At 48.5% G+C, this 17,304-nt stretch carries 12 protein-coding genes; 5 read left to right on the top strand and 7 right to left on the bottom strand.

The annotated features are described in order from the left end of the window. Positions 1–45: 45 nt before the first annotated feature. Positions 46–2,301 (bottom strand): efflux RND transporter permease subunit, encoded by a 2,256-nt coding sequence (locus ACYVB1_RS07360; RefSeq protein ID WP_460922235.1) that lies wholly within the window; start codon positions 2,299–2,301, stop codon positions 46–48. A gap of 177 nt (positions 2,302–2,478) precedes the next feature. Here ACYVB1_RS07360 and ACYVB1_RS07365 point away from each other — a divergent pair, with 177 nt between their 5' ends. Together ACYVB1_RS07365 and ACYVB1_RS07370 are read left to right on the top strand one after the other, a co-directional pair. Continuing rightward, a complete protein-coding gene (locus ACYVB1_RS07365) occupies positions 2,479–3,273 on the top strand; it encodes a thymidylate synthase (RefSeq protein ID WP_460922237.1) in 795 nt (264 codons plus the stop codon). Positions 3,274–3,397: 124 nt separating this feature from the next. Continuing rightward, positions 3,398–4,075 carry an MBL fold metallo-hydrolase gene (locus ACYVB1_RS07370; RefSeq protein ID WP_460922239.1) on the top strand — a complete coding sequence of 226 codons (678 nt, stop codon included), beginning with the start codon at positions 3,398–3,400 and terminating at the stop codon, positions 4,073–4,075. A gap of 214 nt (positions 4,076–4,289) precedes the next feature. On the opposite strand, the gene ACYVB1_RS07375 is transcribed toward ACYVB1_RS07370, so the two are convergent. Beyond that, on the bottom strand, positions 4,290–5,462 hold the full coding sequence (locus tag ACYVB1_RS07375; protein WP_460922241.1) for a Gfo/Idh/MocA family protein: 1,173 nt from the start codon (positions 5,460–5,462) through the stop codon (positions 4,290–4,292). Positions 5,463–5,867: 405 nt separating this feature from the next. Between ACYVB1_RS07375 and ACYVB1_RS07380 the strand changes: the two genes are divergently transcribed. Then, positions 5,868–8,411 (top strand): family 20 glycosylhydrolase, encoded by a 2,544-nt coding sequence (locus ACYVB1_RS07380; protein ID WP_460922243.1) that lies wholly within the window; start codon positions 5,868–5,870, stop codon positions 8,409–8,411. Between the two features lie 49 nt (positions 8,412–8,460). Then, positions 8,461–8,739: an Rdx family protein gene (locus tag ACYVB1_RS07385; RefSeq protein WP_460922245.1), complete on the top strand. Its 279-nt coding sequence runs from the start codon at positions 8,461–8,463 to the stop codon at positions 8,737–8,739. A 108-nt stretch (positions 8,740–8,847) separates the two neighbouring features. Here ACYVB1_RS07385 and ACYVB1_RS07390 read toward each other — a convergent pair whose 3' ends face one another. The 5 genes from ACYVB1_RS07390 to ACYVB1_RS07410 form a co-directional block, all read right to left on the bottom strand. Next, positions 8,848–9,666: a DUF2382 domain-containing protein gene (locus ACYVB1_RS07390; protein WP_460922247.1), complete on the bottom strand. Its 819-nt coding sequence runs from the start codon at positions 9,664–9,666 to the stop codon at positions 8,848–8,850. Between the two features lie 315 nt (positions 9,667–9,981). Next, positions 9,982–10,698, bottom strand: a complete 717-nt coding sequence (locus tag ACYVB1_RS07395; RefSeq protein ID WP_460922249.1) for a 3-ketoacyl-ACP reductase — start codon at positions 10,696–10,698, stop codon at positions 9,982–9,984. A gap of 113 nt (positions 10,699–10,811) precedes the next feature. Next, entirely contained in the window at positions 10,812–11,654 is an 843-nt protein-coding gene (locus tag ACYVB1_RS07400; RefSeq protein ID WP_460922251.1) for a prephenate dehydrogenase, read from the bottom strand. A gap of 377 nt (positions 11,655–12,031) precedes the next feature. Then, on the bottom strand, positions 12,032–15,142 hold the full coding sequence (locus tag ACYVB1_RS07405) for a M4 family metallopeptidase (protein ID WP_460922253.1): 3,111 nt from the start codon (positions 15,140–15,142) through the stop codon (positions 12,032–12,034). Between the two features lie 515 nt (positions 15,143–15,657). Next, entirely contained in the window at positions 15,658–16,476 is an 819-nt protein-coding gene (locus ACYVB1_RS07410; protein ID WP_460922255.1) for an aminotransferase class IV, read from the bottom strand. 114 nt (positions 16,477–16,590) lie between these two features. Here ACYVB1_RS07410 and msrA point away from each other — a divergent pair, with 114 nt between their 5' ends. Next, on the top strand, positions 16,591–17,271 hold the full coding sequence (gene msrA / locus ACYVB1_RS07415) for a peptide-methionine (S)-S-oxide reductase MsrA (protein ID WP_460922257.1): 681 nt from the start codon (positions 16,591–16,593) through the stop codon (positions 17,269–17,271). The last annotated feature ends 33 nt before the right edge of the window (positions 17,272–17,304 follow it).

Below are 17,304 nucleotides of genomic sequence, written 5' to 3' on the forward strand. Positions count from 1 at the left end.
ACAATTTACCCGCAAATATGGCCACCTTCTGCTACAAGCGCCAATTTATTTTTGTGGAACCTTGTAAAAAAGCAGTATAAGAACCGGCAAAAGGAAAAGGTCGGCTATCACGGCAAACACCAGCGTCAGGCTCACGAAGAGCCCCACGTAAAACGTCGCATCAAAGGTAGAGAGCACCAGGGTCAGGAAACCAGCTGCAAGAATACAGGATGTGATGATGATGGCTTTGCCTGCAGAGATGAAGGTCCGCTTTATGGCGTAGGGGAGCGACTTACCTGCCATTAGCTCTAGCTTCAGTTTACTCAGGAAGTGAATGGTGTCATCTACCGCAATACCAAAGGCAATGGTAAAAATAATAGAGATGGACACATTCAGGTTAATACCGAAATAACCGATGAGTCCGCCAATCATGAGCAAAGGGATGATGTTTGGCACCAGCGAGATGAGCACCATCCGTAGGGAACGGAATATAAGCCCAACAATGACGGCTATCACGCCAAAAGCAATCAGAAGCCCCTGCATCATGTTGGCCGTCACGTATTCGTTGTTCTTGTCCAGCAGGATGGAACTGCCGGTAAGTCGGGTGCGTAAATAGGCTGTATCTGTGTTCCTTTCCATGAAGCTGCGCAGAGAGTCGTTCAGCACGGTTGCACCTGCACTACCAATGTCTGTCATCTTGCCGGAAAGGCGCCCTTCTTTGGCATCGGCTGTCACGACTCCCCTTAATTCGCTGCGCCCCTGAAAGGCCTGCAACCGCCGTTTGATGGCCTGCATCTCTCGTTTGCTTTCAGGCAGAGTGTAGTGATTGCTGCTCCCCCCGTTTTGCGCCCTGTTAATGGTTTTAACGACTGTAGCGGGCGAAGAGATGAAGTTCAGGCCATAGGTGTTATAGAGATACTGCTCTAGTTCTTCAATTTCCTGCAGCACTTCCAGGTCGTACATGCTACGGCCTTCTGCTGCTATCAGGTGCATCTCAAAGGGGCGAACCCCTGAGAACTTCTCTTCAAAATACTGGAAATCCTGCAGAATAGGATCATCATCACCTAAATCCTCCAGAAAGGTAGTATCCACTTTCACCTGGCTGATACCTGCCAGGCTTATCACAACAACTACCGCACTGGCAGAAAGAATGGCTTTAGGATGTACGAGCACGTAACGAAACATGCTCCGCAGCAGCAATGGCCAGGAGAACCCTATCCGTTTATTTTGTACAGGTTTTGGCTTCTTTAGCAAAAGCAGCATAGCCGGGAGCAGCGTGAAGGCAAGCACAAATGCCAGGAAAATAGCTACCGCAGTATACAGGCCAAAGTCCCGGATGGGCACAATGGCGGTGGTGAGCAGCGTAAGGAAGCCGATGGCTGTGGTAAGGGAGGTGAGGAAAGTGGCCAGGCCTACTTCTTTGATGGTAATTTTCAGTGCCGGCACCTTTTCCTTGCCCTGTCCAATCTCCGTCAAATAGCGCGACAGAATGTGAATGACATCAGACATACCCACCACAAAAAGAATGGTAGGCAACAGCATCGTCATCACATCAAGGGGTTTGTTGAAAAGCCCCATAACCCCCATGGCCCACAGTACCGACAGCAGCACCACTACCAGCGGCACAATAACACCCCAGGCCGTCCGGAAAGTAATCCAGAGGAACACGATAACCAGTAGAATGGAGGCAGACATAAACACTGCCAGTTCCATTTTCATCTTCTCCACAAATACAGACTGTGCCAATGCCTTCCCTGCAATGTGGTGTTCCGTCAGCCCGAGTTGTTCCAGTTTAGTATATAGGGCTGCCATTAAGATATCGCTGGCTTCTTTTCCCAGGTCGTCTTTTGTCTGCATAAACAGCGAGACAGCAGTGGCATCTTCTGAAAACAGCGTGCCAACCAATTCACGGGAATTGTAAATGTTGATGGAATCCTGATAGTAACGCTCCGGTTCGTCTATGTGCAGGTACGGAATCTCGAAAAAGCCGAACTGCTCAATCACAGGGCTGCTCACCGTAGTGGGAGAGAGCACAGCCTCTACATTCGGCTGCCGCTGCATATAGGCTGTCAGGCTGTCAACCCGTGTCAGGAAATCCTGTTCGAAAATGCTGTTCCCATTATCCAGGCCTATGAGGAGGTAATCGTTGTCGTTGCCGAACTTGTCGCGGAAGCTAAAGTAATAGGCCAGGTCCGGATCTCCTTTCGGGAAGAAATTGTCGAAATTATAATCGAAGCGCAGGCGGCTGGCGAAATAAATGCTGCATGCTGTCAGGGTGGCTATCAGCAGCAGGACAAGAAAGCTTAATCTTTTGTAGTTCAAGATACTAAAGGTACTATACCAAAAGGATTTATGTTTGCAAAGATACAACTGCAAGTTGTACTTTTTGTTTCAGCTTCAGAGCGGAAAGCGAACTTCTGTCACTTTGTGTTACGCAATTCAGCAATTCATTCTATCTTTAACTCTGGACAATAAATTGAAAGCTGACATTAAAAGCCCATGAAACAATATTTAGACTTGATGCAACACATCCTGGATAATGGGGTGAAGAAAGAAGACAGAACCGGAACGGGTACACTGAGCGTGTTCGGCTACCAGATGCGCTTTAACCTGGCAGATGGTTTCCCGATGGTCACTACAAAGAAGGTGCACCTGAAGTCCATCCTGCATGAACTGCTGTGGTTTCTGAAAGGAGATACAAACATCCAGTACCTCAGGGAGAACGGAGTGAGCATTTGGGACGAATGGGCAGATGAGAATGGAGACCTCGGACCAGTCTACGGCTCTCAGTGGCGCAGCTGGCCTACACCGGATGGCCGGCACATCGACCAGATAAGCCAGGTGGTAAACCAGTTGAAGCACAACCCGGACTCCCGGCGTATCATTGTGAGCGCCTGGAATGTGGCAGAAATTGAAAACATGAAACTGCCCCCTTGCCACGCCTTCTACCAGTTTTATGTTGCCGAAGGCAGGCTGTCGTGCCAGCTCTACCAGCGTTCTGCAGACGTTTTCCTGGGTGTGCCTTTCAACATTGCCTCTTATGCGCTGCTGGTGCTGATGATGGCGCAGGTAACAGGCCTGCAGCCGGGCGAGTTCATCTGGACAGGTGGGGACACCCACCTTTACCTCAACCACCTGGAGCAGGCCCAGCTACAGCTAACCCGTGAGCCACGCGACCTGCCCACCATGAAGCTCAACCCGGAGGTGAAAGACATTTTCGACTTTACCTATGAGGATTTTGAGCTGGTAAATTACAACCCCCATCCAGCCATTAAAGCGCCGGTGGCGGTGTAGAACCGGCCGTTACACAGCTGGTCAGGGAATATAATGCTTATTATAGGTTGAGAAGTGAACGTATAGGGTAGTAGACGCCTAAACTTCTGATGTTCACGTATGTTCTACATAAAAACCCGGAACTATGAAATTACTTTACACCTTAGCAGCGATTTTTGTCCTTGTTTTAACGCAGGCCAATGCACAGCAGCGTGATTCACCAGACCAGATAAAAACAGACAAAGGTACCCTCACCATTCAGCCAATCCAGCACGGCACCCTGGTGTTGATCTGGAATAACAAAACCATATATGTGGACCCTACAGGTGGAGCAGAAGCTTTTTCCGGGATAGCTAAACCTGATGTGATACTGATTACGGACATACATGGCGACCACCTGCATAAAGAAACACTGGATGCCATTGAAACGGAAGGCGCTGTGATGGTTGTGCCGCAGGCGGTGGCAGATCAGCTGCCAGGAAAGTATAAAAGCCAGCTAAAGGTAATCAGTAACGGAGACAGCACGACACTGGCAGGTATTCTTATCAAGGCCGTGCCCATGTATAATCTGCCGGAAAGCGAGGATGCCAGGCACACCAAAGGCAGGGGCAATGGGTATGTGCTCAGGTTGGGGGGCAAAAATGTATACATTTCCGGCGATACGGAAGGTACACCCGAAATGCGTGCGCTGAAGGATATTGACGTGGCCTTTGTGTCTATGGCCCTACACCATGGATGTGTTCCAGGCGGCCAGTGCTGTGCTCGATTTCAAGCCCAAAGTGATATACCCCTATCACTACCGGGGACAGGACGGCCTGAGTGATGTGCAGACATTTAGGAACCAGGTAAGCAAGCAGAATAAGGAAATAGATGTAAGGCTGAAAAACTGGTATCCGACGCAGTAGGTTAGTGGCAGGAAAAGCGTGATTGCTTATAAAAGAAAGTACAATAGGAAAGAGGACCGAAACGTAAATTCCGGTCCTCTTTTCTATCCTTCTAAAGATGCTGTATTAGCAGCTTAAATTTTCTTTTACCTTTTAGATATTTACCTGCTCCTTGTTTCCTGTCCGGGCAGCTTGGTATATCGCCATCAGAATCTTAACATCCCGTAGCCCCATCTCGCCGGGAGTTTTTGATTTTCTGTTTTCCCTCGCACTCTGCGCCTGGCCGTCCATCTGGCGGGCCTGCTGGTTTACCTGCGGGTAATCCATGTCACCCTCACTAGTTTCGCCATCAATGCCGGAGTAGCTGTAGGAGGGTTCCAATTCCCACCAGCCGTTTTCCGCTTCGCCTCTTAGCTTGCCGGCCTGCTCGTTATAGCTGCTGCGGCAGTGTGCTACGGCTCCATTTCTAAAATGCATCTGCCAGTCAATGGTTTCTTCTACTTCATCAAAAAACTCAGGCTTTGTAACTTTTCCAAATTGTGCCGTAATAGCCACAGGTGGTTCCCCCATGGTGTAAACTCCTCCCTGTACACAATAGATGCCCATATCCATCAAGGGACCACCGCCAGATAACTCTTTGTCCAATCGCCAGACATCAGGGTCGTTTATCACAAAGCTGTTGGCAGTTTCAATTTTTTTCACTGGGCCGAACACCTGCTGTTGCCCCAGTTCCATTACCCGGAGGTTATGTGGTTCATAATGCAGGCGGTAACCGATGGAAAGGGTTACGTTGTTCTGGTTGCAGGCGTCAATCATGCGCTGGCAATCTTCTACAGAAGTGGCCATTGGCTTTTCACAAATCACATGTTTGCCGGCCTGGGCTGCCCGGATAGTATATTCAGCGTGCATGCCATTCGGTAAAACCACATAGACAATATCAATGTCCTGGTTATCTTTTATCTGGTCGAAATTTTCGTAGTTGTAAATGTTTTTTTCTGGAATGTTGTATTTCGACTTCCACTCTTCCGCCTTCGAAGGGGTGCCAGTTACAATACCGGCGAGGTAACAATTTTCTGTTTCCTGAAGGGCTGGTGCCAACTGGTTGCTGCTGTAGTTACCAAGCCCTACCAAAGCAATGCCCATTTTCCTGTTCTGAGTAGCGTTCTGGTTTGCCTGCTCTGGCTGATCCTGGCCGCCGGAGTTGCCCGATTGGCAGGAATTCAGCGATAGCAATGGCAGACCGAAGGCGGTGGTACCAAGTGCAAGAGAGAAACCTCTTAAAAATTTCCGACGGTTGTGCTGGCTGGGGATGTCTTTATTTTTCATAGATCTGACAGCTGTTAGAGAAAGATATTTTCTAACCTATATAAGGGAACTATAGCAAAAGGTTGACCTGACATTTAAATAACGGCTTTCGTATCAGCGTAACTCTTACAGGAAAGGAGTATTTCATTTATATGTCTGATAAACTGTGAAACAGCTCGCGAAGGTGGCATTATTATATAAGGCTGCGGCAAGATGCTTCTATGAAAGCAGTGTAAACGGCACGCTTTTCATATCACCTAATTTTTTATATATTTAGGTAGATGTAAAGGTGCCTGTGGGTGTTAGCAAAAAGTATAGAAGCTGATTAGTGCCAGCAGATACCTCCTCCTTTTATCTATGAACGTAACTTACCATGGCCAGTGCTGCTGGCGCATTAGTCACACCCTATAACCTTTTTGCATTCGTATGACAAGAAAATTTTTAGTAACAGCATGCTGCATGCTTTTTGTGTGCTGCTCATTGCTGGCACAGACAGGTGCCAACAGAGTAAACCCAAAAGAAATCAACCTGGTATGGGAGGTAGTGGAGGAGGGTTACCAAAACAAGAACCAAACACTCTCAGCCATCACCCTTAAGAACACAGGCCAGAAACCATTGCCGGCAACAGGATGGAGTCTTTATTTTCATGCTTCGCCCTCTTTCAAAACAAGAGAGAAAAGTGCTCCTGTTAAAATAGAGCACGTTAACGGGGATCTGCTCCGCATGGTGCCGACCTCCGGCTTCAGCGGCCTTGCTGCCGGAGCTTCTGCCCGCATCGAACTGGTTTCTGCCGGGCAAATGGTGAATGAGTCAAGAGCACCGGAGGGATTTTACCTTGTCTGGAATGACAATACTGCAAAGGGATATGCCATTGGAGAAGCAGTAAATAAAAAGCCTGCGGAAAATAAAATCGGCTGGATACAACCCAGCGAGATTTATGAGCAGAATAAAGTTATCAAAGACATTCCGGCTGAAAAGCTAACAAAAATCTTTCCTACGCCTGCACAGTACAGCGAGACGGGCCAGGCGTTTACGCTGACCTCTGCCGTGCCTGTTATTGCCGACAATGCCTTTACCCGCGAGGCGACGCTACTTGCTGACTACCTCTCCACTGTATTTGGACAGAAGCCGGTTGTAAAGACTTCAGGCACAGGCAAAGCCATCCGGTTGCAAAGGAAAAACGGGATGGGAGAAGAAGCGTATGAGCTTCAGGTATCGCCACAGGAAGTAATTATCACCGCCTCAACTCCAGCTGGTATCTTCTATGGCACGCAGTCGCTGAAAACGCTGATGCCCCCCTCAGCCTTGGCTTCAAAACAAAGCTCTGTGTCGCTGACAGGTGTTCATGTGAAAGATGAACCACGCTTCGGGCATCGCGCATTTATGATGGATGTAGCCCGAAACTTCCAGAAAAAGGAAGAAGTGCTGAAGGTGCTGGACCTGATGGCACTTTACAAGCTGAATGTGCTGCACTTTCACCTGAATGATGATGAAGGCTGGCGCCTGGAAATACCTGCTTTGCCGGAACTGACGGAAATAGGCAGCAGACGCGGCCATACCCTGGACGACAGTAAAAACCTGCAGCCTTCTCTAGGGTCAGGCCCTGATGTAGATGCCTCCAGCGGCAGCGGTTACTATTCTAAAGCTGATTATATAGACATCCTCCGCTATGCCAGCGATCGCCATATAAAAGTTATACCGGAAATTGAAACACCGGGACATGCCCGTGCTGCCATCAAAGCCATGGATGCCCGCTATGCCCGGCTGATGAAGGAGGGAAAAAAGGCGGAAGCTGAAAAGTACTTACTCCGCGACCTGAATGACAAGTCAGTTTACCGTTCAGTGCAGAACTGGAACGACAACGTGATGGACGTTGCCCTGCCCTCTACCTATGCCTTCCTTGAGAAAGTGACTGACGAGATTCTGGCGATGTATAAAGAAGCAGGCGCGCCCATAGAAACCATTCACTATGGAGGAGATGAGGTGCCACCTGGGGTGTGGGAGAAATCGCCGGCCGTGCAAAAGGTAATGGCCAGCAACAACAAATTAAAAAACAAAGATGACCTTTGGTATTACTTCTTCGGCAACATCAACGACATGCTGAAGAAGCGAAACCTGTACCTGTCAGGTTGGGAGGAAATCGGTATGAGAAAGGTAAAGCAGAATGGCAAAACCACGTACATTGCCAACCCTGACTTTGCTAATGAAAACTTCCATGTGGATGTATGGAACAACCTGGGAAGCAACATTGACCTGGCGTATCGCCTTGCAAATGCAGGTTATAAAGTTGTTTTAACAAACGTAACCAACCTTTACCTCGATCTCGCTTACCAGAAAGCTTACGAAGAGCCGGGCTTGAACTGGGGCGGCTTCCTGGATGTAGACAAGCCGTTTTATTTTATCCCCTTCGATTACATGAAAAACATGAAAGTGGATACAGATAACAAGCCCATCAACCCGTCTGCTTTCGCCAATAAAGAGCGCCTGACCGAGGCAGGTAAAAAGAACATTGTGGGCTTGCAGGCCCCGTTATGGAGCGAAACCATCCGGACACCGGAGCGGCTGGAGTACATGTTGCTGCCAAAGCTGCTTGGCCTGGCGGAAAGAGCCTGGGCACCTGATCCATCTTGGGCAACAGAAGCCAATGCTGGTAAAAGCGAGACGGCATATAATCAGGCCTGGTCAGAGTTTGTGAATGTGCTGGGTAAACGGGAGCTGCCACGCCTGAATTACTACGCCGGAGGCTTTAATTACCGTATCCCGACTGCCGGAGCGAAAGTAGAAAATGGCAAGGTAGTCGCCAATGTGCAGTTGCCGGGCCTGCAGGTGCGGTACACCATCAATGGAGCAGAGCCAACTGCAAGCAGTAAAGCTTATTCCGGGCCCATAATCGAAAAAGGAACGATTAAGCTTAGGGTTTTTGATCCCCCTGGCAGAGGCGGCAGAGTTACTACAATTGAGAATAAATAAGGTACAGGCTGCTTAACATATTTTAGCAGCGCTTAAAAGGAAGATAAAGATGGCGAGTCCACGAGTTGAAATTAATTACTGTACCCAATGCCGCTGGCTGATGCGTGCTGCCTGGATGGCGCAGGAGCTTCTAACTACTTTTGAAACTGAGTTAGGAGAGGTGGCACTGGTGCCGGGAACAGGAGGCGTGTTTGATGTGCGCCTGGAGGGCGAGGTAATTTATTCCCGCAAGGCAGAAGGGCGGTTTCCCGAGTCAAAAGAGTTAAAACAACTGGTGCGGGATCGGATTGCGCCGGACCGGCCGTTAGGCCACAGCGACCGTAAATAGAAAGGGGAGGTGCTATCTCCTGATATTTACCAGAAACAGCTTTTTCTAAAACAAAAAGGCGGAGACTCCAGAAGAGCCTCCGCCTTTTTGTTTTAGCTTATAAAGTTGCTACACATTGCTGGGGCGGTCAGTGTCGCTACCCGTTCTGCGGCGTCTTAATTCTTCTTCACTGAGGTTCTCTATTTCCACATCGGTTTTGCGCACGGTACCATGGATATCCTCCACATGTTCATTTACATCTTTGCCTACTCTTACTTCTTCTACCACGCGGGCTTCTTTGTCTACCATAGGCACTTCTGCATGCTCTGTTATTTCGATGTTACCCTCTTTAAAAGCGTTGATGTCACCTGGCGTGGCTGCACGGTTTACAGGGTTCCGCTCTACCTGAACATGTTCTTCGCGCAGGCGCAGGTGCTCTTCAACAGGCCGCTCAATAATGCGGCTGCGCACGCGTACACCACCTGTTTCTACAGTACGTTTTCCTACCTGCATTTCCTCTTCTATCACCGGGATAGAGGTGCCGGTAGTAGTTGTGTCTTTTCGGGTAGTATCTGCAGTGCCCGGTGTAGCAGTGGATGTTCCTGCATGCCCTGTGGTTCGCTCGTCAAGGTTGACGGCACCGTATTCATCCAGAATGTCAGCGGCCCGTTCCGCATCCTGTGCCGATTGGGCATGTACTGTCACGATAGCGCCTGTGCGGGCGTAACTGGAATAGCGGTCCGACCGATCATCATCGCTGCCAAACAGGTTCCGGAAAAAATTCCCGATGCTGTCATTGTTCTCATGGGTGTCGCCTCTGTTTGCGTCGGAATTGATGTGTGGGGCAATATCAATACTTTCCCTGTTAAAGCCACTGCTGACCAATTGCTGCAGCGCCGTTTGTGCTTCCTGTGAGGTGTCGAACACCCCTACTACTGTATGTGACATAGTCTCTTTCTTTAATTGTTAAGTTTGTTTCCACAGACAAAGAAGGTGTATGTTGTTTCCCTGCTCTGTTATTTGATTTGTTAAAAATACCTAGTTATAAATACGTAAGGGTTTAGGTATAGTTGGTTAATAAAACAAGCACCTTATAAGCTGTATATAGCTATAATAGCTTTGTCTGTGGGATATCAAATGCAGGGCTATTTTGTTTTGAACCTTGATAATATACAACATTCACAACATCGCCTCCACAAACAATAAAGCCGCCCCCTAACCGGGAGCGGCTTCATGTAAGCAAATTTAAGACTGGTCTGAAGTTTAGGGGTTAGTCGACCATAAGCCCGCTTCTTTAATAAATACGCGGCGGTTCAGCTTTAATTGGCCGATAATGAACTCAGCCAGATCTTCCGGGTGCATCACACGTTCCGGGTCTCCTGTAATCAGGTTATTGCTGTTTGCCAGCTCCGTTACCACCGTGCTCGGTGTAAGGGCGCTCACGCGGATGTTATGTTTGCGCACTTCCTGCATCAGGGATTCAGAGAGACCCATCACGGCAAATTTTGAGGCACTGTAAGCGCTTGTTACGGCTGCGCCACGCTGCCCTGCCGTAGACGAAATATTAATGATGTCGCCTGTGGAGCGCTCTATCATATCCGGTAAAACAGCACGGGTAGTATAGTAAACGCCCATCAGGTTCACCTGAACGATTTTCTCCCACTCAGCAGGCTCCAATTCCAGGAATTTGCCGAAGGTACCGGTGCCAGCATTGTTTATCAGAATGTCTATAGGTCCTAATTCCTGCTTAACCTTCGCAACAGCTTCGTTAACAGCCGTGATGTCTGCTACATCGGCCGTTCCAACAGACGCCTTTACGCCTGCAGCGGTCACTTCGTCGGCTACTTCTTTCAACTGGCTTTCGGTGCGGGCAAGTAAGCCTACGTGGACACCCTCTTTAGCCAGAGCCACAGCTATAGCCCGGCCTATGCCTTTGCCTGCGCCTGTTACGAGAGCAACTTTTCCTGCTAATGATTCCATAGTATCTGTTTTATATGTCGTAAATGTTTGTAGCTACAAAGATACGGCAAAACACCCAGATTGATACCAGCAACAGCAAGTGAAGTGTTTGAAAGGGAAGAGGGCAGCAGGAGTTAGCCCAGAATTCTTCTGATGTCGTTGGCCTTTTCCATCATGGCTTTTGTCTGCTCTTCGTCCCGGGCATCAATGGCATCTTTAAATTGCTGCAGTTTCGTGATATACCCGGCAAGTGCCTCTGAAACGTTTTCCCTGTTCTGGCTGAAGATAGGAGCCCACATCTGGGGAGAGCTTTTGGCTAGACGCACGGTAGAGGAGAAGCCACTGCCTGCCATATCAAAAATGTTTTTCTCGTTTTTTTCTTTGTCCAGCACCGTTAAACCAAGTGCAAAGGAGCTGATATGGCTTAAGTGTGAGACATAAGCAAAGTGAAGGTCATGTTCAGCGGCCGGCATATAACGCAAAGGCATGGTGAGGGAGTCGCATAGCTTTTCCACCATGGCCAGGGAGGCAGGGTGTGAGTTTTCTTTTTCACAGATAATCATGGTTTTACCTTCCAGTAATGCCGCAAAGGCAGCTTCCGGACCAGAGTACTCTGTACCGGCAATCGGGTGTGTGGCAACGAACTGCTCACGTTTAGGATGATTTGCCACTGCATCGCAAAGCTGTTGTTTCGTAGATCCAAAATCTATGAGAGTGGCGCCTTCAGGCAGTAAGTCCAGTACAGAAGGTAGCTGCTGCAGGATAACGTTGACCGGGGTAGCTAACACTACCAGGTCTGCTTTAGCGACAGCATCTTCTAAGGGTAATACTTCATCTGCAATTCCACGCTCCAGGGCCTGGCTGGCATGCCGGGGGTTGTTGTCAACACCCAATACAGTAACAGGAAGTTTCCTGGCTTTCAGGCCTAAGGCAAACGAGCCACCTAAGAGGCCCAATCCGATGATGCAAATTATCATGCTGTGTATGTAAAAGGCATACCAGAACATGCGGTAGTTTTAGTATGCCAGCTATTTTTCAAATATAGATCGGTGCAAATTTAGAAACGATTTCTGATATGTAGGCTTCTTCTGTTTAAATGAAAAAAACAGGGAACTGTATCCGCCTGATATCTTTCCGAAAATAATAATTGTAACAGCAGGAAAGCAGATGAACAAAGTAGCATTTTCAATTTTTTTAGATGTATAAACGGCCTCTTAAGCAGCGCCCCACAGGTTTCATGATTTCAGAAGGCCCCGTATGCTTTCATTTAATTACCCATGCCCGTGCTGCATAAAAAAAGAAGCCCCCTGGCCGGCAGCGCTGGTCAGGGGGCTTTAAAGTAATCAGGAATAATTTACCGCTTCACAATGCGCTGGTGGTGTAGCTTCTGCCCATCGTATACTTCCAGCATGTATATTCCAGCCGGCAGGGTGGAGATATCCAATTGGTTTCTGCCTTCCTTTAACTCCGCGTGCAGCAAGGCTGCACCTGTCATATTAAGCACTCTCATACTGGCCTCTTTCGCAGGTGTTGATACCCGGATGTAGCTGCTGGCAGGGTTAGGATACACGATTACATCCTGTGCTACTTCGTTTCCTAAAGTATTTGCCTCTATGCTCTGGGAAGAAACAGCGCTTAGCAAAGTGTTTGTAATATTCACGCTGTAGTCCTCCACTTCGCCGTAGCTGAAGGTCTCGCAGGCTGTTTGCGCTGCGTTATACTTCATCGAAACCCGCATGCGGGTTTTGCCTAATAAAGCGGTGGAAGGCACATTAACCGCAGCACTTAAGGTTCCACTGCTGGAGGAAGAGCCGCTTACCACCAGTTCACCGGAATCCTCAAAGTCACCATCCTGGTTGAAGTCTACCCACACTTTCCAATACTCGGTGTAGGCGGTGCCAGAAAAGCCTGCGCTGATGTAGATAGTGCTGCTGGCGCCGCGGGGTACACTGGCGGTAAGGCTGGTAAAATCTTTGTAGCCCCCATCGTTGCCAGTAGCATTTTTGAAACCTCCAAACTCAACTAAGTCTATCCACTCGTAGCTGGCGTTGCTTCCTTTAGAGGCACAGTATGTAACAGTGGCCGCTGTGGTAGTAAATGTCGCTGATGCAGAATATGCGGAACTGCTTCCGGAGCAAACGGTGCTGACCTGGAATTCATATTTCGTGTTGGCTGTAAGGCCGCTTGCACTGGTAGAAGTTCCTTTGGTGCTTCCAGTTGTCCAGGTAGAGGTGCCTGTAGCCCTGAAGCGTACGTTGTAGCTGCCTGCTCCTGAAACCGCTCCCCAGGATAAGGTGGCAGACGTAGCGCTTATATTTGCAGCTGACAGACTGCCTGGAACTGCACAGGATACAGGTGCTGTAAAGCTGACAGTGTAATCCTCTACTTCGCCGTAGCTGAAGGTCTCGCAGGCTGTTTGAGCGCCGTTATATTTCATAGATACACGCATACGGGTTGTTCCGGATGCTGCCGAAGCAATGACCAGGTTTCCGGATACTGCAGTGTTGTACAGTTTGCCTGCGTCGAATGCTAGTTCTCCGGCATCATCAAAATCTCCGTCTTTGTTATAGTCTATCCAGATTTTCCAGTACTCATTATAAGCTCTTGCAGAATAACCAGGGGTAAGGGTAAGGGCATAAGTGCCGCCTGCAGCCAGGCTGATTGTTGTACCGGTAAAGTCGGAGTAACCGGCAGCAGAGGAGGTATTACTGAAGCTACCTATTTTTACACCAGCTATCCATTCATCAGATGTGCTGTTTCCTTTAGAGGCGCAGTAGGCAATTTCACCGTACTTACCACCCACACCAACGGCATGCCAGGCATTCGTGGTCTGAATCACCTGGTTAGAGCCTTCACCGAAAAGGTCGGCTGCTGACTGTATAGCATAAGTACGCGCATCAGTGTAGCCGGAGTTTGACGTGAGGTAAACTGTTTCCATGCGGTACACTATCCTCGCTGCATCCGTCATGCCTATGCCGGAAACGCTGTAGCTGGAGCCATGATCGTTTGTGCCAGATTTACCTACTGTCAGCAGGTAAAACCAGTGGTTAAGCACTCCGCTGTTAGTGTGCACCCCGCCGTTATCGCCGGTACCGCTGTACCAGTGGGTGCCTTTGTATGTATCGGGCTGGCCTTCTGAATTAGGGTCGCTCATAGAGCGCAGCGCAGGACGCTGCTTGTCAATGTCTTCACCGATCAACCAGATAGCTTTAGTGGGAGCAGCATATTGCTCTACCGCTGCAGCCCAGATATCTGACAAGCCTTCATTCAGGGCACCGGATTCGTTGCTGTATACCAGGTTGGCTGTGCTGGAGCAAACGGCATGGCCAATTTCGTGCGCACCTACGTCCAGGCTGGTCAGGGCATCAAAGCGTGTCGCACCGTCGCCGTACGTCATCACAGAGCCATTCCAGAAAGCATTTTCATAGCTCTTATCATAATGCACGTAGCTTTTTATCTTGGCTCCGGCATTGTCGTAGCTGTTGCGGTTGTGGCGGCTTTTAAAGTAGTCGTATGTTTTCTGCGCGGCCCAGTGTGCATCGAGGGCTGCATTGTCTTTGGCGGTGTTGTTGTACTCACTGTCTGTCCAGTTGTTGTTTGCATCCGTAAAATCGGTTGCCGTATTGTAGCTGGTGCTGGTTTTGCAGTTATAGGTCTCAATACCATTGCCTCTTGAATAGTCGCGAAGACGGTAGCTGCCGCTGTTGCTGTCTGTGGTAATGGTTTGTGTGCCGCTGTAACGGGTAGCTGCCGATGCGGCTGTTGCCGCATGTTTGATGATGGCATCTTTGTGCACGACTTCGCCCGTCTGCGCATCCACGTAAATGTAGTCGCGGCTCAGTGGCTCCTGGGCATAGATGTTAAACTTCCAGGCCAGCACCGGCTGCTCACGTTCTTCTTTTGAGGTAGTGAGGTAATTATTGACGATAACAAGTTCGCCTTTAGGGTGGAAAGTGGCCTTTGGGTTGTTCTCCATTTTTTTTATCCAGGCTTCCTGTCCCGGGTCCTGCCACATGTACTCACGTGCTCCTACAAAGGCCAAGGCTTTCTGCAAAGCTGCTTTTTCTGCTAAGGCAGGATTCGTGTTCAGCTTTTCAACTTTTTTAAGTTCCCCATTGATCGACTGCACCACGCCGTTCTTACTGTGCACGTTATAGCTGCCATACTCCACCCGTACTCCTTTATAGTACTGTTCGAAATGCTGGTGCAGAAAACCTTCTTTGTCAGTTTCCCGCCTTACAGGCTTCATTTCCTCTTCAGCCTGCAGGTCGAGGTAGGTACTCAGTACCTTACTGGCCTGTTCTGCCCGATGAGTCTCTCTGCCATTAGGATTGAATTTGATGAAGGTAGGAGCCCCAGAGGCATCTTCCAGCCTTTCCTTCACACGCTCCTGCTGCGCAAATCCTTCGTTGCTAAATACAAGACCACCCCAGAAAAGGGAGGCAAACACGTAAAATTTCCTCATACGAATAGGTATTAAAATGAAAAATAAAAACTGAGGCAGTATTGGTTATGTGTTTAGATAGGAGTACTACAGCGTAGCTAGAAGCTACCTTTAGCGAAGAGGCATGGCCATCACCTTAAGCAGGTGACAGATCCAGCTGGTATGGATGGAATAGGAAGGTTACTAAAACAACGGTATTAAAATTCCCCGCGCTGAATTCAAAGAAACAGCAGATTAATATTCATGTTGTGTTATATAGCCTGTGAGCTTAATACGCCCCAGGTTGAATAAAGTTTGTTGCAACTTTAAGTCTTTATTTACATTTATTCAAGGAATATAAAAATTAATCTAAAATGGAACTTACATAGAGAGTATAAGCTAAAACTAAGGCATTCATAATGAATTAGTTATTGAAGGAGGGATGCTTGGGAGGGATGAAAAAATATTTTGCGAACCGGAAAAATAATTTTGTTTGAATGGGACTGGCAGGTATTTTTTTAATTCAGGGATACAAAAGGAAAGAATTAGAAGGAACTTTACGCTAGTAAAGCCTGGCTTAGTTTATTTAAAAGAGGGTGTTGCGTGGGCAGGGAAACATCTTCTATGCTGGCAATTTTCCGGATGCCGGTTACATTAGCAGCAAAAACAGCTTCTGCATGATAAACTTGTTCGATGTCGGCTAATGCTTCTGTTAGTTTTATGTGGTGCTGCCGGCACCACCGCAGGATGTTGCGCCGTAACACGCCGTTAATGCAGCCGGTTTCCAGGGCAGGAGTGAAGAGCGCATTATCTTTTACCCAGAACAAATTGGCGGAAGTAAACTCTGACACATTGTTTTGAAGGTCGAGCAGCAGCATGTCATTTAAATTCCGCTTGTCTTTCTCTATTGCTGCCAGAACGTATAAAGGCGCATGCGGGCCTTTGAAATGGGAGAGAGGAGAGTATTGCGTTCGTACCTGCCGGCACAAGCCTACCTGCAGGGGCAATTCAGGCAGTGGTGCGGCCGGTTGTACAGTTGCCAGCCAGTCCGCCTGGTTTGTTTCGGGTGTATAAATACCTGCGCCGGCTCTCCACACTTTTAGTTTTAGCCGGCCATACGCCCGCGCCTGCTGTAGTGTTGCCAGTTCCAGAAGTCTTTCATAGAAGGCAGGTGAAGAGAAAAAGGATGGAAGCACTAGCTGTAGTGCAGCGGCTGCTTCCTGCATACGCTGCACATGATCTTCCCAAAAGCACAAGCGGCCCTGCCGGATGATGATAGTCTCGAAGAAACCATCATTGTACTGAAACGCCCTGTTGGAAAGCGGCAGCCTTACATCATTTTCGTGTAACAGGTGGTTGTTATACAGCAGTTGCATGTTTGAGTTGATGTATCTTTACAGCCAAAGATAGGTAGCCAGAACACCTGTACAAACTAAATCTGCCGAAACCGTGTTGTCGTAAATAAGAATGTTGAACCCTAGCCTTTCCCTATGACTGTATACAAACTTCACTTCCTCTTACCCCTCATTTTTATTTTTACCTCTTGTACTGAAGGCAGCACCGATCGCTACGCCAGCAGCTTTGCAAGTGAAACCCACCAGGCGCTGGTGCCGGAAGACACCGCAGGCTTGGCAAAAGCTACTTTTGCCGGCGGCTGTTTCTGGTGCACGGAAGCTTATTTTGAACGCCTGCAGGGGGTTAACGCTGTTATTTCTGGTTATTCCGGTGGCAAAAAAGCAAATCCTACTTACAGTGAAGTAAGTGCAGGCGAGACAGAATATGCGGAGGCAGTACAGGTGTACTACGATCCGGAACAAATTTCTTACCAGGAACTGGTGGAGGTTTTCTTTGCCACCCACGACCCGACGACACTCAACCGGCAGGGGCCGGATTACGGCAAGCAGTACCGTTCTGTGGTTTTTTACCGCACTCCCGAAGAAAAGAACATCGTAGAAAACTATGTGCGGGAATTAGACGAAGCAGGCGTGTATCGGGATGATATCGTCACAAAAATACAGCCTTTCAAGAAGTTCTGGGAAGCAGAGGAGTACCACCAGGACTATTACCGCATCAATCCTACAGACCCTTATGTTGTGTCGGTGGCAAGGCCTAAAGTAAAAAAGTTCGAGGCAAATTACCGGAACAGACTGAAGCCTGAATACCGCGACTGATACTTTTTCCCATCAAAAACAGCAGTGGTTCCG

The organism is Pontibacter brevis, assembly GCF_054779655.1.

What these genes read in the sequence shown, in the direction of transcription:
- ACYVB1_RS07365 (WP_460922237.1), top strand. Translation starts at nt 2,479, where the DNA reads ATGAAACAATATTTAGACTTGATGCAACACATCCTGGATAATGGGGTG.
- ACYVB1_RS07370 (WP_460922239.1), top strand. Translation starts at nt 3,398, where the DNA reads ATGAAATTACTTTACACCTTAGCAGCGATTTTTGTCCTTGTTTTAACG.
- ACYVB1_RS07375 (WP_460922241.1), bottom strand. Translation starts at nt 5,462, where the DNA reads ATGAAAAATAAAGACATCCCCAGCCAGCACAACCGTCGGAAATTTTTA.
- ACYVB1_RS07380 (WP_460922243.1), top strand. Translation starts at nt 5,868, where the DNA reads ATGACAAGAAAATTTTTAGTAACAGCATGCTGCATGCTTTTTGTGTGC.
- ACYVB1_RS07385 (WP_460922245.1), top strand. Translation starts at nt 8,461, where the DNA reads ATGGCGAGTCCACGAGTTGAAATTAATTACTGTACCCAATGCCGCTGG.
- ACYVB1_RS07390 (WP_460922247.1), bottom strand. Translation starts at nt 9,666, where the DNA reads ATGTCACATACAGTAGTAGGGGTGTTCGACACCTCACAGGAAGCACAA.
- ACYVB1_RS07395 (WP_460922249.1), bottom strand. Translation starts at nt 10,698, where the DNA reads ATGGAATCATTAGCAGGAAAAGTTGCTCTCGTAACAGGCGCAGGCAAA.
- ACYVB1_RS07400 (WP_460922251.1), bottom strand. Translation starts at nt 11,654, where the DNA reads ATGATAATTTGCATCATCGGATTGGGCCTCTTAGGTGGCTCGTTTGCC.
- ACYVB1_RS07405 (WP_460922253.1), bottom strand. Translation starts at nt 15,142, where the DNA reads ATGAGGAAATTTTACGTGTTTGCCTCCCTTTTCTGGGGTGGTCTTGTA.
- ACYVB1_RS07410 (WP_460922255.1), bottom strand. Translation starts at nt 16,476, where the DNA reads ATGCAACTGCTGTATAACAACCACCTGTTACACGAAAATGATGTAAGG.
- msrA (WP_460922257.1), top strand. Translation starts at nt 16,591, where the DNA reads ATGACTGTATACAAACTTCACTTCCTCTTACCCCTCATTTTTATTTTT.